At 52.0% G+C, this 18,251-nt stretch carries 15 protein-coding genes; all 15 read left to right on the plus strand.

Going from position 1 to position 18,251, the window contains the following annotated elements; translation table 11 throughout:
- Nucleotides 1–4 precede the first annotated feature (4 nt).
- The 15 genes from nuoN to rseP all read left to right on the plus strand — a co-directional run bounded on the left by nuoN (nt 5) and on the right by rseP (nt 18,106).
- The gene (gene nuoN / locus G549_RS0112205) at nt 5–1,453 is read left to right on the plus strand and encodes an NADH-quinone oxidoreductase subunit NuoN (RefSeq protein WP_027835266.1); all 1,449 of its coding nucleotides are present in this window, start codon (nt 5–7) and stop codon (nt 1,451–1,453) included.
- Nucleotides 1,453–2,217, plus strand: a complete 765-nt coding sequence (locus G549_RS0112210; protein ID WP_051213740.1) for a biotin--[acetyl-CoA-carboxylase] ligase — start codon at nt 1,453–1,455, stop codon at nt 2,215–2,217. Before nuoN ends, G549_RS0112210 begins: the two co-directional genes overlap by 1 nt.
- A gap of 15 nt (nt 2,218–2,232) precedes the next feature.
- The gene (locus tag G549_RS0112215; RefSeq protein ID WP_027835268.1) at nt 2,233–3,897 is read left to right on the plus strand and encodes a ribonuclease J; all 1,665 of its coding nucleotides are present in this window, start codon (nt 2,233–2,235) and stop codon (nt 3,895–3,897) included.
- A 5-nt stretch (nt 3,898–3,902) separates the two neighbouring features.
- Nucleotides 3,903–4,151 (plus strand): DUF1467 family protein, encoded by a 249-nt coding sequence (locus G549_RS0112220; protein ID WP_027835269.1) that lies wholly within the window; start codon nt 3,903–3,905, stop codon nt 4,149–4,151.
- 362 nt (nt 4,152–4,513) lie between these two features.
- Nucleotides 4,514–5,863 (plus strand): proline--tRNA ligase, encoded by a 1,350-nt coding sequence (gene proS, locus G549_RS0112225; protein ID WP_027835270.1) that lies wholly within the window; start codon nt 4,514–4,516, stop codon nt 5,861–5,863.
- 3 nt (nt 5,864–5,866) lie between these two features.
- Nucleotides 5,867–7,222 carry an ABC transporter permease gene (locus G549_RS0112230; RefSeq protein WP_027835271.1) on the plus strand — a complete coding sequence of 452 codons (1,356 nt, stop codon included), beginning with the start codon at nt 5,867–5,869 and terminating at the stop codon, nt 7,220–7,222.
- Entirely contained in the window at nt 7,215–7,901 is a 687-nt protein-coding gene (locus tag G549_RS0112235) for an ABC transporter ATP-binding protein (protein WP_027835272.1), read from the plus strand. The genes G549_RS0112230 and G549_RS0112235 overlap by 8 nt, the downstream gene beginning before the upstream one ends.
- A gap of 382 nt (nt 7,902–8,283) precedes the next feature.
- The gene (gene dnaE, locus G549_RS0112245) at nt 8,284–11,748 is read left to right on the plus strand and encodes a DNA polymerase III subunit alpha (RefSeq protein WP_027835273.1); all 3,465 of its coding nucleotides are present in this window, start codon (nt 8,284–8,286) and stop codon (nt 11,746–11,748) included.
- Between the two features lie 186 nt (nt 11,749–11,934).
- Nucleotides 11,935–12,999: a 30S ribosomal protein S2 gene (gene rpsB / locus G549_RS0112250; RefSeq protein WP_027835274.1), complete on the plus strand. Its 1,065-nt coding sequence runs from the start codon at nt 11,935–11,937 to the stop codon at nt 12,997–12,999.
- Nucleotides 13,000–13,088: 89 nt separating this feature from the next.
- Entirely contained in the window at nt 13,089–14,012 is a 924-nt protein-coding gene (tsf, locus tag G549_RS0112255; RefSeq protein ID WP_027835275.1) for a translation elongation factor Ts, read from the plus strand.
- Nucleotides 14,013–14,077: 65 nt separating this feature from the next.
- Nucleotides 14,078–14,791, plus strand: coding sequence for a UMP kinase (gene pyrH, locus G549_RS0112260; RefSeq protein WP_027835276.1), 714 nt, complete (start codon nt 14,078–14,080; stop codon nt 14,789–14,791).
- Between the two features lie 24 nt (nt 14,792–14,815).
- Nucleotides 14,816–15,373, plus strand: coding sequence for a ribosome recycling factor (gene frr, locus G549_RS0112265; RefSeq protein ID WP_027835277.1), 558 nt, complete (start codon nt 14,816–14,818; stop codon nt 15,371–15,373).
- 11 nt (nt 15,374–15,384) lie between these two features.
- Entirely contained in the window at nt 15,385–16,134 is a 750-nt protein-coding gene (gene uppS, locus G549_RS0112270; RefSeq protein WP_027835278.1) for an undecaprenyl pyrophosphate synthase, read from the plus strand.
- Nucleotides 16,135–16,190: 56 nt separating this feature from the next.
- The gene (locus G549_RS20155) at nt 16,191–16,982 is read left to right on the plus strand and encodes a phosphatidate cytidylyltransferase (protein ID WP_169449648.1); all 792 of its coding nucleotides are present in this window, start codon (nt 16,191–16,193) and stop codon (nt 16,980–16,982) included.
- Between the two features lie 23 nt (nt 16,983–17,005).
- Complete coding sequence (rseP, locus tag G549_RS0112280) at nt 17,006–18,106, plus strand: RIP metalloprotease RseP (RefSeq protein WP_027835279.1); 1,101 nt, start codon at nt 17,006–17,008, stop codon at nt 18,104–18,106.
- Nucleotides 18,107–18,251 lie beyond the last annotated feature (145 nt).

Raw genomic sequence — 18,251 nt, forward strand, 5'->3', positions numbered from 1 at the left:
TATAATGAATTCTGATTTGACTTCTTATCTAGATCTTGCTCCAGCCATTCCTGAATTGATGCTGGCGATCGGGGCGATCGTTTTGCTGATGGTTGGTGTGTTCACTTCATCTAAAAACGCGAACCAAATTGTTCTTGGCATTGCAATGAGCCTTTTGGCACTCGCCGCAATAGCTGCAGTGGCGCTTCCTGCGGATGGCGTGTTGTTCAATGGTGCTTTCGTGCAGGACGCGTTTGCACGCTTCATGAAAGTGCTGGTGTTGATCGGGTCGGCCTTTGCTCTCGCGATCTCGGTCTACAGCGCGGATGAGCACAGGCTGAACAAGTTCGAATATCCGGTGTTGGTGATTTTGGCCACGCTCGGCATGTTGATGATGATCTCAGCCAACGATCTGATTTCATTGTATGTCGGCCTTGAATTGCAATCCTTGTCACTTTACGTGATCGCAGCGTTTAAGCGCGATTCCAGCAAAGCGACGGAAGCGGGCTTGAAGTATTTTGTGCTTGGCGCATTGTCTTCCGGTATGCTGCTTTACGGTGCCTCCATGGTTTATGGCTTTACCGGCCATACACAGCTAGACGAAATTGCCCGGGCGATCTCACTCGGCGAGCCCTCACTGGGCTTGATTGTCGGCCTTGTGTTTGTGATGGCAGGGTTGGCGTTTAAAGTTTCAGCGGTGCCGTTCCACATGTGGACGCCAGACGTTTACCAAGGTGTACCCACACCGGTGACAGCTTTCTTTGCTTCCGCTCCAAAAGTGGCCGCGATGGCCCTGTTTGTGCGGGTGGTGTTTGATGCGTTTGAGCCAATCTCGAAAGATTGGCAGCAAATTGTGATTTTCGTTTCAATTGCTTCGATGGTGCTAGCCGCTTTCGCTGCGATTGGCCAGAAGAACATCAAACGCTTGATTGCCTATTCATCTATCGGCCATGTGGGCTTTGCGTTGGTCGGGCTTTCTGCCGGGTCGCAAATTGGCGTGGAAGGCGTTGCCGTTTATATGGCGATCTACCTGACCATGACCCTTGGTTTGTTCGCCTGTATCCTGGCGTTGAAGAATGACGAAGGCTATGTGGAAAACATTGATGACTTGGCGGGCTTGGCCCAATCGCGCCCATTTGTGGCAGCGGGTATGGCCATCATCATGTTCTCTTTGATTGGCTTGCCGCCATTGGCCGGGTTCTTCGCCAAGTGGCAAGTGTTCCTTGCTGCAATTGAAGCGCAATTGTTTGTGTTGGCGGTGATCGGTGTGTTGGCCAGTGCGGTGAGTGCGTTCTATTACCTGCGTGTGATCAAAGTGATGTATTTCGATGAAGTTGTGCATCAATTTGAAGAGTCAGCGCTTGCCCTTCGCCTTATCATTGCGATTTCAGGCTTTTTGATCGTGACCTATTATTTCACCCTCGGTGTGCCGTTGACCCAGTGGGCGCAAACAGCAGCGGGTAGCCTCTTTTAGTGGTTAGCCTTGGTGAACGTGCCCGCTTGGATGGATTTCAGCTACGGCATGTGCCGACGATAGGATCCACCAGCGCCACATTGATGCAAGACGCTTTAAACGGGGCCATTGGCCCCGTTTGGCTTGTGGCTGACCAACAAGAGGACGGCAAGGGAAGGCGCGGGCGCTTTTGGCACTCGCCGCCGGGGAACCTTTATTCCTCTTTGCTGTTGACTGAACCGGCGCCAAGTGAATATGTGGCTCAATTGTCGTTTGTGATGGCGCTGGCGCTTTATGATGCGGTTTGTGCCGTCGCAGCGGCGCAAAGCGTGGATGGCCTTACCATTGAGTTGAAATGGCCAAATGATCTGATGATCAATGGCAAAAAGTGCGCCGGATTATTGCTGGAAGGCGGTATGAAGGGGCAAAGCCGATTTGTGGTGATCGGAATGGGCGTAAATCTCGCATTTCACCCGGATCAATCCAACCACCCGGCGAGTGACTTTGCATCCCTGGGGCTGAATACGTCGCCGGCCCATTTTTTTGCTTTTCTGTCCGATGCCGTTGCCCAACGGTTGGGGCAGTGGGCGCGTGGCAATAATTTTGCCGAAATTCGAGCCGATTGGCTTTCCCATGCGTATAAGATGGGAGAAGTCATGCGGATTAATGCCAATGCGGAAAGCTATGAAGCGCGACTTGAAGGGGTGGACCCGACAGGTGGATTGATTGTTGATCATATGGGTCGACAGCGCATCGTGACCGCCGGCGAGATATTCAATTTGTAATGGAAGTTTGATTTTATGCAGGACCAGTTGGTTTTTGTCCCTTTAGGCGGCGTTGGCGAGATCGGTATGAATTTCGGTCTTTACGGCTTTGGCGCGCCGGACAACCGGAAATGGTTGATTGTTGATTGTGGTCTGACCTTTGCTGGCCCGGATTTGCCCGGCATCGAGCTGGTGATGCCTGATTTGCGGTTTTTGGAAGATGAAGCCGACAATATTGTCGGCATGGTGCTGACCCACGCGCACGAAGACCATTATGGCGGCGTGATGGATCTTTGGCCGCAGTTGGAATGCGATGTCTATGCCTCGCCTTTTGCGGCAGCGATGCTGAAAGCGAAAGGGCGCTCCAACAATTTTGGCTATGAAGTGCCGGTCAAAATTGTGCAGCAAGGGGACACATTTGAACTTGGACCGTTCAAGGTCGAGTTGATTAATGTGGCGCACTCGATTCCGGAAAGCTCAGCACTCTATATCGAAACACCAGCTGGCCGTGCCTTGCATACGGGCGATTGGAAACTTGATCCGTCGCCAGTGGGCAATGCGCCGACAGACGAAAAACGCTTGCGTGAAATCGGGGCGATGGACGCACCGCTGGCGCTTATCTGTGACAGCACAAATGCTGTGCGTGAAGGCGAAAGCCCAGGCGAAGGCGAGGTTGCCGAGAGCCTTGAAAAACTCATGTTGGACGCGCCGCAGCGTGTGGCGGTGACGATCTTCGCCTCAAATGTGGGGCGGATGATCTCTATCGCGCGTGCGGCGCAAAAGGCGGGACGCCATGTGGTGGCTTCCGGTCGCGCGATCCACCGGACATCAGAGATCGCCCGTGACCTTGGCATGTTTGAGGGTATTGAGCCGTTTTTGGACCAGGACGCGTTTGGCTATTTGCCACGTGAGAAGGTTTGCTTGATCTGCACCGGATCGCAAGGCGAATCCCGGGCGGCGATTGCACGGATCGCGCGCGACGACCACCACGCCTTAACCTTGAACAAAGGGGATCAGGTGATCTTCTCCTCCAAAGCGATTCCGGGGAATGAGAAGGATGTTTTGGACATCCAGAACTTGCTGATCAATCAGGGCGTGAAGGTGATTAGCGATAAGGACGCACTTGTGCACGTTTCGGGCCACCCGCGCCGTGGCGAGCTGCGCCGGCTTTATGAATGGTTGAAGCCAAGTGTGTTGGTGCCTGTGCACGGCGAAGCCGCTCACTTGGAAGCGCAGGCGGAACTGGGGCGCGAAGCTGGCATTGAAAAAGTGCTGTCGATCCGCAATGGCGATATGGCCATGCTTTACCCATCCGCTGAGCGCTTGGTGGACGAAGTGCCATCGGGCCGTGTGTATCTGGATGGGGATATTTTGTGCTCCCCGGAAGAGAGCGGCGTGCGCGAGCGGCGCAAACTGGCCTTCGGGGGCTTTATTGCTGTTTCCATGGTGGTGGATGGCAAAGGGCAAATGCGGGAAGCACCGCAGGTTGAGCTTTATGGCTTGCCCCAGTTGGAAGACGAGGATGAAGATTTCGACTTGGTGGTTGATAAAGCCATTGATGGTGTGATCCGCTCAATGCCCGCGAAAAAGCGCGGGGCTGTTCATGTGCTTGCTGAAGCCGTGCGACGAGCTGTCCGCTCGGAAGTGAATCAATTTTGGGGTAAAAAGCCCATCGTCAAAGTTTTTGTCCATAAGGTGTAAGTCACATGGGTCTGGTCTCTTCAATCGCCCTCTATTTTGTTTTGTGGTGGTTGTGCTTTTTTGTGGCGCTGCCCATCGGCACACGCTCGCATGTAGAGCAGGATGTTGAAGTGGACCGCGGATCGGAAGCCGCGTCGCCCATCAAGCCAAATTTGATCAAGAAAATGTTGGGCGCCACTGTGGTGGCGTTCGCCTTACTGTTTGTGACGCAGTGGGCGATCAGCCTGCCAGCCTTGCAGTATTACTGGAAGTAATTGTCGTAACATCTTGGAATCAATAAAAAACAGGGCCGAAGCCCTGTTTATATAGTTTCGCGACAATTCGTTGGACTTATTCAAGCTATTAAAAGCGAAGCCAACGTTCCTCCCTAGACCTTGTCAGCGTATACGGGGCCGGATTTGATCAACAGCCCTCTTATTGGGATTGGACCCTAACAACTTAAAATGGTCCTGTCACCCGGTTTTTAGCGGCAAAAGCTGAAAAATTGGAATTTTGGTTTACGGCAGCGTCTGAATGGGAAAAATTCAACTGAAAAGCCTTGCATCCACGCCACTTATGGCGTTTTGTGCCACCTGTTAATCCCATTTGACGAGTCGAGAGAAAGCAAGAATAGATCATGCGTCTGTCAAAATATTTTCTGCCTGTATTGAAGGAAACACCGAAGGAAGCCGAGATTGTTTCGCACCGCCTTATGCTGCGTGCGGCAATGTTGAAGCAGGAGGCAAGTGGCCTTTATGCATGGCTGCCGATGGGCTATCGGGTGTTGCGCAAGGTGCAGGCAATTATTGAGCAGGAGCAAGATCGGGCAGGCGCCATTGAATTGCTGATGCCAACTTTGCAACCCGCAGACCTTTGGCGCGAGAGCGGCCGCTATGATGCATATGGCAAAGAGATGCTCCGCGTGACCGACCGTCATGAACGCAACATGCTTTATGGCCCGACGAATGAAGAGATGATTACGTCGATTTTTCGGTCAAACGTGAAGTCATATAAAGACCTGCCGCTCAACCTCTACCATATTCAGTGGAAGTTCCGGGATGAGATTCGTCCGCGCTTTGGCACCATGCGCAGCCGGGAATTTTTGATGAAGGATGCGTATTCGTTCGATTTGGACAAAGAGGCGTCTGTAAAATCATATCACCGCATGTTTGTGGCCTATTTGCGCACCTATTACCGCATGGGCCTAACGGCGATTCCAATGCAAGCTGAAACCGGCCCCATTGGTGGTGATCTGAGCCACGAATTTATCGTGTTGGCTGATACGGGCGAAAGTGGCGTTTTCTGCGACAAAGCCTTGCTGGATCAACCCATCCCGCCAAAGGATGTGGATTATGACGGCGACCTGACTTCTTATGTCAACGACTGGACCAAAATGTATGCGGCCACCGAAGACATGATCGATATGGACAAGTTCCAGGCGGAAGTGCCCGAAGATCGTCGAGTTGAGGCGCGTGGCATTGAAGTGGGACAAGTGTTCTATTTCGGCACCAAATATTCTGAGCCTATGGGCGCAACCGTGGCGGACGCTAACGGCCAAGAAGTGCCTGTGCATATGGGTTCATACGGCATCGGGCTCACACGCCTTGTGCCTGCCATCATTGAAGCCAGTCACGATGATGATGGCATTATTTGGCCTGTGTCGGTGGCCCCGTTTGAACTGGCGTTGATCAATTTGAAAACCGGTGACGAAGGCTGCGTGGCGCAATGTGATGCGCTTTACAAGCAGCTGGATAATGCGGGCATTGAAGTTTTGTACGATGATCGCGATATGGGCGCAGGCGGCAAGTTCGCCACAGCCGATTTGATCGGCTTGCCCTATCAAATGATTGTTGGACCACGTGGCCTTAAAAATAACGAAGTTGAGATTAAAAATCGTAAAACGGGCGAGCGGACCAATGTTTCGCTTGAGCAAGCCGTTGATTTTCTTCTCGAGCGCATTGTGCCGGAACGTAGACAGGACGTTTAATTTATGAGCGACGCCACGCAGCCCCAGAACCGCCCCTTTTCGCGGTTTGAGTTTATGGTCGCGTGGCGTTATCTCCGCGCGCGCCGCCAAGAGGCATTTATCTCCGTGATTGCAGCGCTGACGCTGACTGGCATTGCCATCGGCGTGGCCACATTGATCGTTGTGATGTCTGTCATGAACGGCTTTCGCGCAGAATTGCTGGACAAAATCCTTGGGTTGAACGGGCATTTTACCGCGTTTCCGCTTGAAGAGCAGTTCGAGGATTTTGAGAGTGTCATTCCAAAAATTGAAAGTGTGGACGGGGTTGAAGCAGTAATTGCCTTCGCTGAAGGGCAGGCTTTGGCTTCTGGCATCGGGCGTTCCACCGGCGTGGCTGTGCGCGGTATCAATGAACGTGATATCCAAAAGATGCCGTTGTTTGCCGAATCCGCGGTTTTGGGTGGCTTTAACAATTGGGATGAAAGCAAAGGCGTGGCCATCGGCATGCGCCTGGCGCAAAATCTTGGCGTCTCTGTTGGCGACAGTGTTACCATTATTACGCCCGAAGGCACGGTAACGCCCTTTGGCACGGCGCCCCAAATCCGCACCTATCCGGTAGATGTGGTGTTTGAGTTGGGAATGGTCGAATTTGACAGCTATTTCGTCTATATGCCGCTGCAATTGGCGCAAAGCTATTTCAAGCTGTTTCGCGATGAGCTGAAAGAGGGACTGGAGCCGCTGCCGCTGGACGCGACGGATGAGCAGATCGATGAATCCTACGAACGGATCTATTCGGTGACCGGTCTTGAGATTTTCCTCGACGATCCAGATTCCATCCACAATATGCGCGAGCCTATTCAAGAAGCGGCAGGGCGGCCGATGATCCTTTCGGATTGGCAACGCCGGAACGAGACGTTTTTCTCGGCGCTTCAGGTTGAGCGCGTTGTGATGTTCGTCATCTTGTCGATGATCATTTTGGTGGCCGTGTTCAACATCATTTCGTCACTAGTGATGCTGGTGAAAGAAAAGAACACGGACATCGCCATTTTGCGGACCATGGGTGCGACACGCGCCTCTATTATGCGTATCTTTTGTATGACGGGGACCGCGATCGGGTTTGCGGGGACATTTTTGGGTTTGATTGCGGGCTTGATCTTGTCGTCGAATGCGGAGGCTATTCGAGCTTGGGTATCTGAGACCATTGGCATCACGCTTTTCCCACCCGAGGTGTTTTTCCTTTCAACACTGCCATCTAAAACCGATCCGTTTGAGGTGGCGTTTGTGGTGTCATTTGCATTGGTATTGAGTTTTGCTGCTTCGCTTTATCCTGCGTGGCGCGCGGCACAATATGATCCAGTTGAGGCGTTGCGCTATGGTTGATTTGAAATTATCGCTTCATGGTGTGCATCACCATTATTTAGAGCGCGAGACGCGGCTCGATATTCTGGTCGATGTTAATCTTGAGATTGCTGCGGGCGAGATTGTTGCGCTTGTGGCCCCGTCTGGGGCGGGGAAATCGACTTTATTGCACGTTTGTGGACTGTTGGAGCGACCCGCCCAAGGCGACGTCAACATTTGCCGCACGAGCGCACATACGCTGAACGACCGGTCGCGGACGTTGTTGCGCCGGCAAAATGTGGGATATATCTACCAGTTCCACCATTTGTTGCCTGAATTTTCGGCTGATGAAAACATCATGATCCCGCAATTGATTGCTGGGGTGGATAAAGATGTGGCGAAGAAGCGTGCGCAAGATTTGCTGACCCATATGGGTTTGGTGGAGCGGGGCGATCATCGCCCGGCACAGCTTTCCGGCGGTGAGCAGCAGCGTGTGGCCATTGCCCGCGCGATGGCAAACAATCCGGGTTTGATCCTGGCCGATGAGCCAACGGGCAATCTGGACCCTGACACCAGTGGTATTGTTTTCGACTTGTTGGCCAATTCGATTAAAGACCATGCAGCGGCCGGTCTGATTGCCACGCACAATCATGACATTGCACGGCGGGCAGATCGCATCGTCACCCTTGAGGGCGGGGCAGTGGTGCCCACCACGCTTTAGGCTTTGGCGGCAGCGCTGCCTGACGGCGCTGCTGGCTTTTCCACATTTGCCCACAGTTTATCCACACGCTTTCCACAACCTCTCCGCAAGTTGTCCCCATTAACCATAAACTCATCAACAGGCTATGCACACGTCCTGCACACTAGACGAGAACAAAAAGAGAATATATAAGAACAAATAAGAAACATAGGAGGTTGCAATGTTGGTTTTGATTAAAGATGTGATGGCTCTTTTCTCTTTGGCTGGGTTTAGTGCTGCAAGTCTCATGTGGATGGATGTGCTCACACGCATGGGTGGGTTTTAGGCAAGAGGCGAAAACGCGCCTGTGTAAATCGCACAAGTTTGCTTGGCGAAAATAGGCGCGTTATGTCAAAGTCACCCCATGAGCGCGACACCTGATTTTATCCACTTACATGCCCATTCGTCCTATTCATTGCTGGAAGGGGCGATACAGCTGAAAAAGCTGATCGATTTGGCCGTTGCCGACGGGCAGGTGGCGCTTGGTGTCGCGGACACGGGCAACCTATTTGGCGCGCTACAATTTTCTGAGATTTCAGCCGAAAAGGGATTGCAGCCGATTGTAGGTTGCGAGTTACCGATAGAGTTTGAGCCGCCGTCTGATATGCCGGGGCGTGAGCGCAAAAAATTCGCCAAGGAGACCTTGGTGTTGATCGCGCAAACCGAGCAGGGGTTTCAAAATCTGTCAGAACTGGTGTCGCGGGCCTATCTGCTGGGCGATGCAGCTGCGCTTAAAGCGCCGATTGCTTGGTTTGATGAGGGGTTGCACGAAGACCTTATCTGTTTGACAGGTGGAATGGAAGGCGGGATCGATCCGCTTTTTGCGCAAGGTTATGATCAGCAAGCGTTGTCGCGGCTGGACAATTTGCGCCGTATTTTTGGGGACCGGCTCTATATTGAGTTGCAACGGCACGGCAAAGACACCGAGGCGAAAACAGAACCGCAACTGCTCAATTATGCCTATGCGCATGATGTGCCATTGGTTGCCACCAACGAGCCTTTTTTCCCAAAAAGTGACGATTTTGAGTCGCACGATGCGCTGATGGCGATTGCTGAAGGCAGTGTTTTGGCCCAGACAGAGCGGCGCAAGCTTTCGGATCAGCATTATTTTAAGTCGCGGGCGGAGATGTGTGCGCTGTTCTCGGACTTGCCCGAAGCAATCAACAACACTCTTGAGATTGCCCAGCGCGTGACTTATCGGCCAATGAAGCGGGCGCCGATTTTGCCGAACTTTGCGGCGCCGGAAGGGATGAGCTCTGACGAGGCGGTGAAGGCCGAGGCCGAGGAGCTGACGCGGCAGGCGAAAGAGGGTCTTGAGCGCATTTTGGAGCGCGATGGTCCTGCACCTGGCATGACGGCAGATGAATATCGCGAACGACTCGATTTCGAGTTGAACGTGATCGAAAGCATGAAGTTTCCCGGTTACTTCCTGATCGTTGCCGACTTTATCAAATGGGCGAAAGAGCATGGCATTTCCGTGGGGCCGGGCCGGGGGTCTGGTGCGGGGTCATTGGTCGCCTATTCGCTGACGATCACCAACCTTGATCCTTTGCGCTATGCATTGCTGTTCGAACGGTTTTTGAACCCCGAACGTGTGTCCATGCCCGACTTTGATATCGACTTCTGCCAAGAAAGGCGGGAGGAGGTGATCCATTATGTTCAGCAGAAATATGGTGCGGAGCAGGTTGCGCAGATTATCACCTTCGGAACGCTACAAGCGCGGGCTGTGCTGCGTGACGTAGGGCGCGTGCTGCAAATGCCCTATCCGCAAGTGGACCGCATTTCCAAGTTGGTGCCCTCGAACCCCGCTAATCCGGTTACGCTGACCGAAGCGATTGATGGCGAGCCACGCTTGCAGGCCATGCGCGATGAAGATGAGACCGTGGCGCAATTGCTGGAAATGGGCAAAAAGCTTGAAGGGCTTTATCGACATGCCTCGACCCACGCGGCAGGCATTGTGATTGGTGATAGGCCATTGCAGCAATTGGTGCCGCTTTATCGCGATCCGCGCTCTGATATGCCGGTGTCGCAATATAATATGAAAGTGGTGGAAGAGGCCGGGCTGGTTAAGTTCGACTTTTTGGGGCTAAAGACCCTAACGGTCATCGAATATGCGGAACGGCTGATCAACCGCGATGGCGGTGATTTTTCGATTGAGAACATCTCGATTGAAGATGAGAAAACCTACGATCTTTATGCCAAAGGCGAAACGGTTGGCGTGTTTCAGGTGGAAAGTCCAGGCATGCGGCGGGCGCTTCTCGACCTCAAGCCTGACCGTTTTGAGGATATTATCGCGATTGTGGCGCTTTATCGTCCGGGGCCGATGGATAATATCCCCACCTTCTGTGCGCGGAAGCACGGACGCGAGACTCCGGACTATTTGCATGAGAGCCTGACCGATATTCTGAAAGAAACCTATGGGATTATCGTTTATCAGGAACAGGTGATGCAGATCGCGCAGGTCTTGTCTGGTTACTCATTGGGTGAGGCGGATTTGCTACGCCGTGCCATGGGTAAAAAGATTAAAGCCGAGATGGACAAGCAAAAGGTGCGCTTTGTGGAGGGGGCCGTTAAAAATGGCCTGATCAAGCAGCAAGCGGATAATATCTTTGAGCTTGTGGCGAAGTTTGCGAACTATGGCTTTAACAAATCCCACGCGGCGGCTTATGCCCTGGTGTCTTATCAGACCGGCTATTTGAAGGCGCACTATCCGAAAGAGTTTATTGCGGCCTCCATGACCTTGGATATGGGCAATACCGATAAACTTAATGATTTCAAACGTGAAGCGCAAAGACTTAAGATTGAGGTTAATCCGCCGAGCGTCAATAAATCTGAGGTGATTTTCACTGTTGAAGGCAATGCTATTCATTACAGCCTTTGTGCGGTTAAAGGCGTGGGTCGCAATGTTGCGGAGCATATTGTCGAGGTGCGCGGGGATCGTCCGTTTACTGATTTGGCGGATTTTGCCGAGCGGATCGACCCCAAAATTGTCAATCGACGGGCGTTTGAAACGCTAACCCATGCAGGCGCATTTGACGATCTTGGCTATCGGCGTGAGGAAGTTGCTTCATTGACCGAAACGGTGTTGAGCACAGCCCAGCGCGCCACGAGCAATCGTAAAGAAGGCATCGTGGATATGTTCACCGCGGCGGCGCCCGAACCGATCAAGCCGGCCAAGAACGTAAAAAGCTGGACGCACTCGGAACGGCTGCAACGCGAGTTTTCCGCCATTGGCTTTTATCTGTCAGCGCACCCGCTGGACGAATATCAGTCGATCTATACCGAAGGGTATGCGCAGACCTGGCAGGCGTTTGAGAAAGCGGCGCGCAATGGCGCCAGTGCCGGGCGCATGGCCGGGACAATTGCGTCGCGGAATGATCGCAAGACCCGCAAGGGCTCCAATATGTCGATTCTGACATTGTCTGATCCAACCGGGACGTTTGAAATTTTGGTGTTTTCCGAACAGTTGGACCGCTTTGACGATGTGCTGACTGTGGGCAATTCAATCGTAGTTGAGTTAGAAGCCGATGCGCAGCCGGACGGTGTGCGGTTGCGGCTCATTAATTTGCATCCGATTGAACGCGCCATCGCCAAGATGGCCAACAAACTGGTGCTGCATTTGACCAGCAAAGAAAGCATTCCCCATCTCACCAAGCAATTGCAACGCGGTGGCGAGGGGCAGGTGGCCATTGTCGTGATGGATCAGGATCACAATTACGAGTTTGAGATTGAGCTGCCCGGAGGGTATCGCTTAACGCCGGAACTGGCCAACTCACTCAAAGTGATGCCCGGTGTTGCTGATGCCCGTGTGAGCGCTGGGCCAAGCTAAATCAGGCTTTTCGCCGCTTTCTTGATTTTACCGACAATTTGCTATTGCCAATGTGCGGGGATTGCTGTATCGACCGCTCATCAATTCGCACGCAAAGACGGCTGCCCGTAAGAGGCCGCCATCCGGTGACAAAATATGTTGCAGCTCTTTGCGGAGGTTATAACCGGTTAAAAGGAGAGAAGGCCGATGGCACTTCCTGATTTTTCTATGCGCCAATTGCTCGAAGCTGGCGTACACTTCGGACACCAAAAACACCGCTGGAATCCAAAAATGGAACAATACATTTTTGGTGTACGGAACGATATTCACATTCTTGATTTGGCGCAAACTGTGCCTGCTTTGTATAAAGCCTTGCAAATGGTGTCTGACACTGTTGCAGAAGGTGGCCGCGTTTTGTTCGTTGGCACTAAGCGTCAAGCTGCGCCTGTTGTGGCTGAAGCTGCACGTCAATCTGCTCAGTATTATGTGAACTCACGTTGGTTGGGCGGCATGCTGACCAACTGGCAGACCATTTCAAAGTCAATTGCTCGTTTGCGTGAACTTGAAGATCAAGAATCTGAAGGCATGCAAGGCTTGACCAAGAAAGAGCGTTTGCAGCGTTCGCGTGAGCGTGATCGTCTTGAGCGCGATTTGGGCGGCATCAAAGACATGGGCAATGTGCCTAACCTTTTGTTCGTGATCGACACCAACAAAGAATCTTTGGCGCTGAACGAAGCACGTCGCTTGGGCATTCCAGTGATAGCGATTGCAGATACAAACTGCGACCCAGAAGCTGTTGATTTGCCAATTCCAGGCAATGATGATGCGGCCCGCGCGATTGAGCTTTACTGCTCATTGATTTCAAAAGCTGCTTTGGACGGTATTTCACGTTCATCTGTTTCATTCGGCGAAGATCTGGGTGAAGCTGTTGAAGTGAGCGAACCAGTTTTGGAAGAAACTGCACCCGCCGCTGCTGCTGAAGCACCTGCCGAGGCACCTGCTGCTGAAGCCCCAAAAGCCGAAGAAGCTGCAGAAGCTGACGCGACACCATTGTTCGACAAGCCTGCTGGCGATGCGGACGATTTGAAAAAGATTTCAGGTGTTGGCCCGGTTCTTGAGCAAAAGTTGAATGATCTTGGCATCTACACCTTTGCGCAAATCGCTGCCTTTAGCGCAGAAGACATCGCGAATGTTGATGATCGTTTGAACTTTAAAGGCCGCATTGAGCGTGATGGTTGGATCGACCAAGCCAAAGAACTCGGCGCTCAGTAAGCTTCATAAAATCTGCGTGTTTACCCGCTAAACACAAGACTTTCGATTGGGCCAGCCCGCATAAGGGCTGGCAACATAGGAGATTTAAAATGGCGATCACAGCTGCACTTGTGAAAGAATTGCGCGAGCAGACCGGCGTTGGCATGATGGACTGCAAAAAAGCGCTGAACGAAACCAATGGTGATTTGGAAGCTGCCGTTGATTGGCTGCGCACCAAAGGTTTGGCCAAAGCGGCGAAGAAAGCTGGTCGTGTTGCTGCAGAAGGTTTGGTTGGCGTTGTCACTTCAGGTACCAAAGGTGCCGTTGTTGAGGTTAACTCAGAAACTGACTTTGTTGCACGTAATGACGAATTCCAAGGTCTGGTTAAAGACATTGCGACTGTTGCTTTGGAAGAAGGCGAGAATGTTGAGAAGCTTGCCGCTGCATCTTACCCTGGCAAATCACACACAATCGCTGAAGAGGTGACCAATGCGGTTGCCAAAATCGGCGAGAACATGACATTGCGTCGTTCTGCAACTGTTTCAGTTGATGAAGGCATTGTTTGTAGCTACGTACACAACGCTGTTGTTGACGATCTTGGTGCCATTGGCATTTTGGTTGGCTTGAAAACTTCAGGCAAAACAGATGGCTTGGAAAATGTTGGCCGTCAGTTGGCAATGCACATTGCTGCGACCAACCCATTGGCAATTGCGCCAGAAGGTTTGGACCAAGATGTTGTTGACCGTGAGCGCGCTGTGTTTGCGGAACAAGCTGCTGGTTCAGGCAAGCCTGCTGAAATCGTTGAGAAAATGGTTGAAGGCCGCATGCGCAAATATTACGAAGAAGTTTGCTTGTTGTCACAAACCTTTGTGATTGACGGTGAAACCAAAATTGCTGATGTGCTGAAGAACGCTGAAAAAGAAGCGGGCGCACCAATCGAGTTGGTTGAATTCGTACGTTTCGCAATTGGCGAAGGCATTGAAAAAGAAGAGAGCGATTTCGCCGCCGAGGTTGCAGCCGCGGCTGGTAACTAATAACCTGATCTGGAACAAAGAATCTTTTTTTAAAGTTCCCAACTCTAGACTAGGTTAGGGCGGCAATGGCCTCTCAATCGCTTAAACGCATTCTGATTAAAGTCTCCGGCGAAGCGCTCGCCGGAGACGGCTCATTTGGGATCGAATCCCAATTTCTAGACGAAGTTGCTGCGCAACTCGTCCATCTCACCCAAAATGGATTTGAAGTGGCCATCGTGGTCGGTGGCGGAAACATTTTCCGCGGCATGTCTGTTGCCGCTGGCGGTGCTGACCGTGTGGTGGGTGATCATATGGGTATGTTGGCCACTGTCATCAATTGCTTGGCATTGGGCGACGCGATTCGCCGACAAGGCGGCAAAGCACGGGTGTTTTCAAACCTTGTTATGCCTGATGTGGCTGACCATTTTACCGCGCGTGACGCACGTCAGACGCTGGAAGAAGGTGGGATCGCCATTTGTTCCGGCGGCACCGGCAATCCCTATTTCACAACGGATACCGCTGCGGCTCTCAAGGCCGTTGAGCTGCAATGTGATGCCCTTTTCAAAGGGACGAAGGTTGACGGGGTATATGATGCTGACCCTGCGAAAAATCCAGACGCCAAGCGATTTGACCAGATTTCTTATGATGAAGTGATCTCGCGTAACTTAAAAGTTATGGATATGGCTGCATTTGCTTTGGCGCGTGACAACAAATTGCCAATTTTTGTGTATGCTTTGGATGTCGCGGGCGGCGTCCAAGCCATTATTGAGGGGAAGGCCTTTTCCACGCGGGTTGGATGAGTGCCAAAATCGAAGGATTAGAACATGACAGATTTTTCTATGCCAAATTTAGACCAGCGTATGAAAAAGTCGCTGGCTGCACTCAAGGATGAGTTTGCTAGTTTGCGCACGGGCCGGGCGACAACAAGCCTTTTGGATCCCATCATGGTGGACGCATATGGTTCCAAGATGCCAATGAACCAGGTTGCGACTGTTTCTGTGCCTGAAGCGCGCATGTTGTCCGTGCAGGTTTGGGACAAGGGCATGACCCAGGCGGTCGAAAAAGCCATCCGCGAATCCTCATTGGGTCTGAACCCCATGGCCGAAGGCACAGTTATTCGTGTGGCGCTGCCTGAATTGAATGAAGAGCGCCGTCGCGAGCTTTCGAAAGTGGCGCATCAATATGCTGAGCAGGCGAAAGTGGCCATCCGCCACATCCGTCGCGATGGCATGGATGCACTGAAAAAGATGGAAAAAGACGGCGACATCAGCAAAGATGAAATGCACCAGAAATCTGACGAAGTGCAAAAGCTGACCGACAACACAGTGTCAGAAGTTGATAGCATGTTGGCGAAGAAAGAAGCCGACATCATGCAAGTGTAGATCGCACGTAAATGTCCAACGAACCGGCCATCGCCCCAACTATTGCATCCGAGTTTGCGGTTTTACCGCAGCACATCGGTGTGATTATGGACGGCAATGGTCGGTGGGCAACTTCACAGGGCAAGCCCCGCAATGATGGGCACCGTGCTGGTGTTGAAGCGTTGCGCCGTCTCGTGGCCTGTGCAGTTGAATTTGAGATTGATTATCTCACCATATTTAGCTTTTCGTCGGAAAACTGGACGCGGCCAGCAGACGAGATCAATGCCATCTTGGGGCTGATGAAGCGTTTTGTGGCCTCAGATGTTTCAAAGTTTGTTGCCCACAATGTGCGGGTGCGTATTCTTGGGCGCCGTGAAGGGCTGTCCAAAGCCATTTTACAAATGATCGACCAAGCGGAAAGCCGCACAGCGCATTGCACGGGCCTTCAGCTGAATGTGGCGTTCAATTATGGCGGGCGGCAAGAAATCACGGATGCGGTGCGGGCTTTGGTGCAGGATGCCGCTGCGGGTAAGATTAGCGCGGCTGACATTGATGAGGCTGCCATTGCCGAAAAGCTTTATACAGCAGGAATGCCAGACCCTGATTTGATTTTCAGGTCGAGTGGCGAAGAGCGGATTTCGAACTTTTTGCTCTGGCAGGCTGCCTACGCTGAATTCGTGTTTTATGACGAGTTTTGGCCCGAATTTGATCGCGAAATTTTTGTGCGCATGTTGGAAGAGTTTGCCGGGCGCAAACGCCGTTTTGGAGGCGTGGGCGCATGAGCGAACACTCACCCCAAAAAACGGGCCCTAATTGGGGCGATTTGCGACAGCGCCTCATGTCCGCATTTTTGCTGATTCCAATTGTTGCCGCCGCCATCATTTATGGACAAATTGCTGTGGCGGTCTTGGTGGCGGCTGCTGTGGCGCTGGCCTATCAAGAATGGTCGCGCATGGTGGGGCAGGGCAAGATGAACCGCTTCACCTATTTGATCATGGGGTTACTGGCTGTTGGGGCCGTGATCTATCCGATTGCCGGAATCACGGCGAGCTTATTGTTTTTCTTTGCTGGTGCCATCGTTGCCGCTTTATCGGTGGATTGGCGCCAGTGGCGGCTGCCCTATTATGCGGCGGGCGCAATCTTTTTTGGCGTATCCGCCATTTGTGTGCTGGCATTGCGCGGCGACACGGTGAATGGCATTTGGGCAACCGTATTTCTGGCGGTTGTTATTTGGCTAACCGACAGTGGTGCGTTCTTTGTGGGGCGCTTGCTGGGCGGGGTGAAGCTTTCCCCTGAGATATCTCCATCGAAAACATGGTCAGGTGCTATTGGCGGGCTTTGTTTTGGCACGATTGGCGGGCTGATTGTATGGTTGATGGCGACGGACAGTCCTTTTTGGATCGGTATCCTCATTGCTGCGGTGTTGAGCGTTGTTGCTCAATTGGGTGACTTAGTAGAAAGTGCGCTTAAACGTCGCTTTCTAATCAAGGACAGTGGCGATATTATTCCTGGCCATGGCGGCATTTTGGACCGTATCGACAGTTTTACATTTGGCGGCATATTGCTTTTCCTTATTGGCGTCATTCATGCAGCTTCAGATCAGGTCGCGCAGGGCGTGTTGATTTGGTAGTGCAGTTTTAGAAAAAGGCACTCATGACAGGTTTAATCGGCATTCTTGTACCGTTTCTCATCGTATTGGTGGTGATCGTTTTTGTGCACGAGATGGGCCATTATTTGGTTGCGCGTTGGAATGATGTGGCCATTGAAAGCTTCTCAATCGGGTTTGGGCCTGAATTGATTGGTTGGCACGACAAACATGGTACACGCTGGAAGATTTCCGCAATTCCACTCGGCGGCTATGTGAAGTTCGTGGGTGACATGAATGCGGCAAGTGCGCCGGATGGCGAGGCACTGGATGATATTCCGCCGGAGCAGCGTGGGCGGTTGTTCTATTATAAGAATGTGTGGCAACGCATCGCGATTGTTGCGGCAGGGCCGGCGGCAAATATCCTTTTCACCTTTGTTATTCTTTACTGCATGTTGCTGGGGCTTGGGCGCTACACGATTGAAGCGCGCATTGATGGCATCTCACCAGAATCACCCGCCGCACAGTCTGAATTGCTGGTTGATGATGTGGTTTTAGCGGTTGATGGTTATGCTGTGCGCAGTTTTTCCGACTTCCAAAAGATCATTGCCACCAGCCCGAATCGTGAAATTCCTTTTTTGATTGAGCGGAATGGGCGCGAAATTGAAGTGCGCGTGACAACCGGATCACGCATGCAAGAGGATCGGCTGGGAAACAACACGGAAATCGGGTTTTTGGGTGTATCACGCGATGCGACCCAAGAAGAAGTGCGCTTTGTGCGGCCTGGGCCGATTGAAGCGATCGGAATCACCATTGAAGAGATTGTCTTCATAATTGATCGCTCATTCAAATTTTTAGGTGAGTTGCTTGTTGGCCGCGGTGATGTGGAGCAACTCGGTGGGCCGGTTAAAATAGCCAAGATTTCCGGTGAGGCCGCATCGATCGGCATCTTCTCACTGATCAGCCTGACCGCCTTATTGTCCCTAAATATCGGCATATTCAACCTGTTTCCCATCCCATTGTTAGATGGCGGGCACCTTGTTTACTATGCCATTGAGGTTGTGCGGGGACGCCCACTGAGTCGTGAAATTCAGGAAATCGGGTTTCGGTTTGGGTTATTCGTGGTAATGTCTCTCATGGTCTTTACACTGATCAACGATATCTTTTAAGAGACCCATCAAGCGCGGGTGCATCCGCCAAAGCATATTTGGAATCAAATGATTACAAAGTGTTGCAAATGGACACTTTCAACAATCTTTTGGTAACTCAAAGTGTTATTTGGGCTTGCGTTTGGGATAATAAATAGTAAAACGG

The organism is Maritalea myrionectae DSM 19524 (assembly GCF_000423365.1).
GTDB lineage: Bacteria > Pseudomonadota > Alphaproteobacteria > Rhizobiales > Devosiaceae > Maritalea > Maritalea myrionectae.

Coding starts and splice junctions, on each gene's coding strand:
- nuoN (WP_027835266.1), top strand. CDS start 5: ATGAATTCTGATTTGACTTCTTATCTAGATCTTGCTCCAGCCATTCCT.
- G549_RS0112215 (WP_027835268.1), top strand. CDS start 2,233: ATGCAGGACCAGTTGGTTTTTGTCCCTTTAGGCGGCGTTGGCGAGATC.
- G549_RS0112220 (WP_027835269.1), top strand. CDS start 3,903: ATGGGTCTGGTCTCTTCAATCGCCCTCTATTTTGTTTTGTGGTGGTTG.
- proS (WP_027835270.1), top strand. CDS start 4,514: ATGCGTCTGTCAAAATATTTTCTGCCTGTATTGAAGGAAACACCGAAG.
- G549_RS0112230 (WP_027835271.1), top strand. CDS start 5,867: ATGAGCGACGCCACGCAGCCCCAGAACCGCCCCTTTTCGCGGTTTGAG.
- G549_RS0112235 (WP_027835272.1), top strand. CDS start 7,215: ATGGTTGATTTGAAATTATCGCTTCATGGTGTGCATCACCATTATTTA.
- dnaE (WP_027835273.1), top strand. CDS start 8,284: ATGAGCGCGACACCTGATTTTATCCACTTACATGCCCATTCGTCCTAT.
- rpsB (WP_027835274.1), top strand. CDS start 11,935: ATGGCACTTCCTGATTTTTCTATGCGCCAATTGCTCGAAGCTGGCGTA.
- tsf (WP_027835275.1), top strand. CDS start 13,089: ATGGCGATCACAGCTGCACTTGTGAAAGAATTGCGCGAGCAGACCGGC.
- pyrH (WP_027835276.1), top strand. CDS start 14,078: ATGGCCTCTCAATCGCTTAAACGCATTCTGATTAAAGTCTCCGGCGAA.
- frr (WP_027835277.1), top strand. CDS start 14,816: ATGACAGATTTTTCTATGCCAAATTTAGACCAGCGTATGAAAAAGTCG.
- uppS (WP_027835278.1), top strand. CDS start 15,385: ATGTCCAACGAACCGGCCATCGCCCCAACTATTGCATCCGAGTTTGCG.
- G549_RS20155 (WP_169449648.1), top strand. CDS start 16,191: ATGTCCGCATTTTTGCTGATTCCAATTGTTGCCGCCGCCATCATTTAT.
- rseP (WP_027835279.1), top strand. CDS start 17,006: ATGACAGGTTTAATCGGCATTCTTGTACCGTTTCTCATCGTATTGGTG.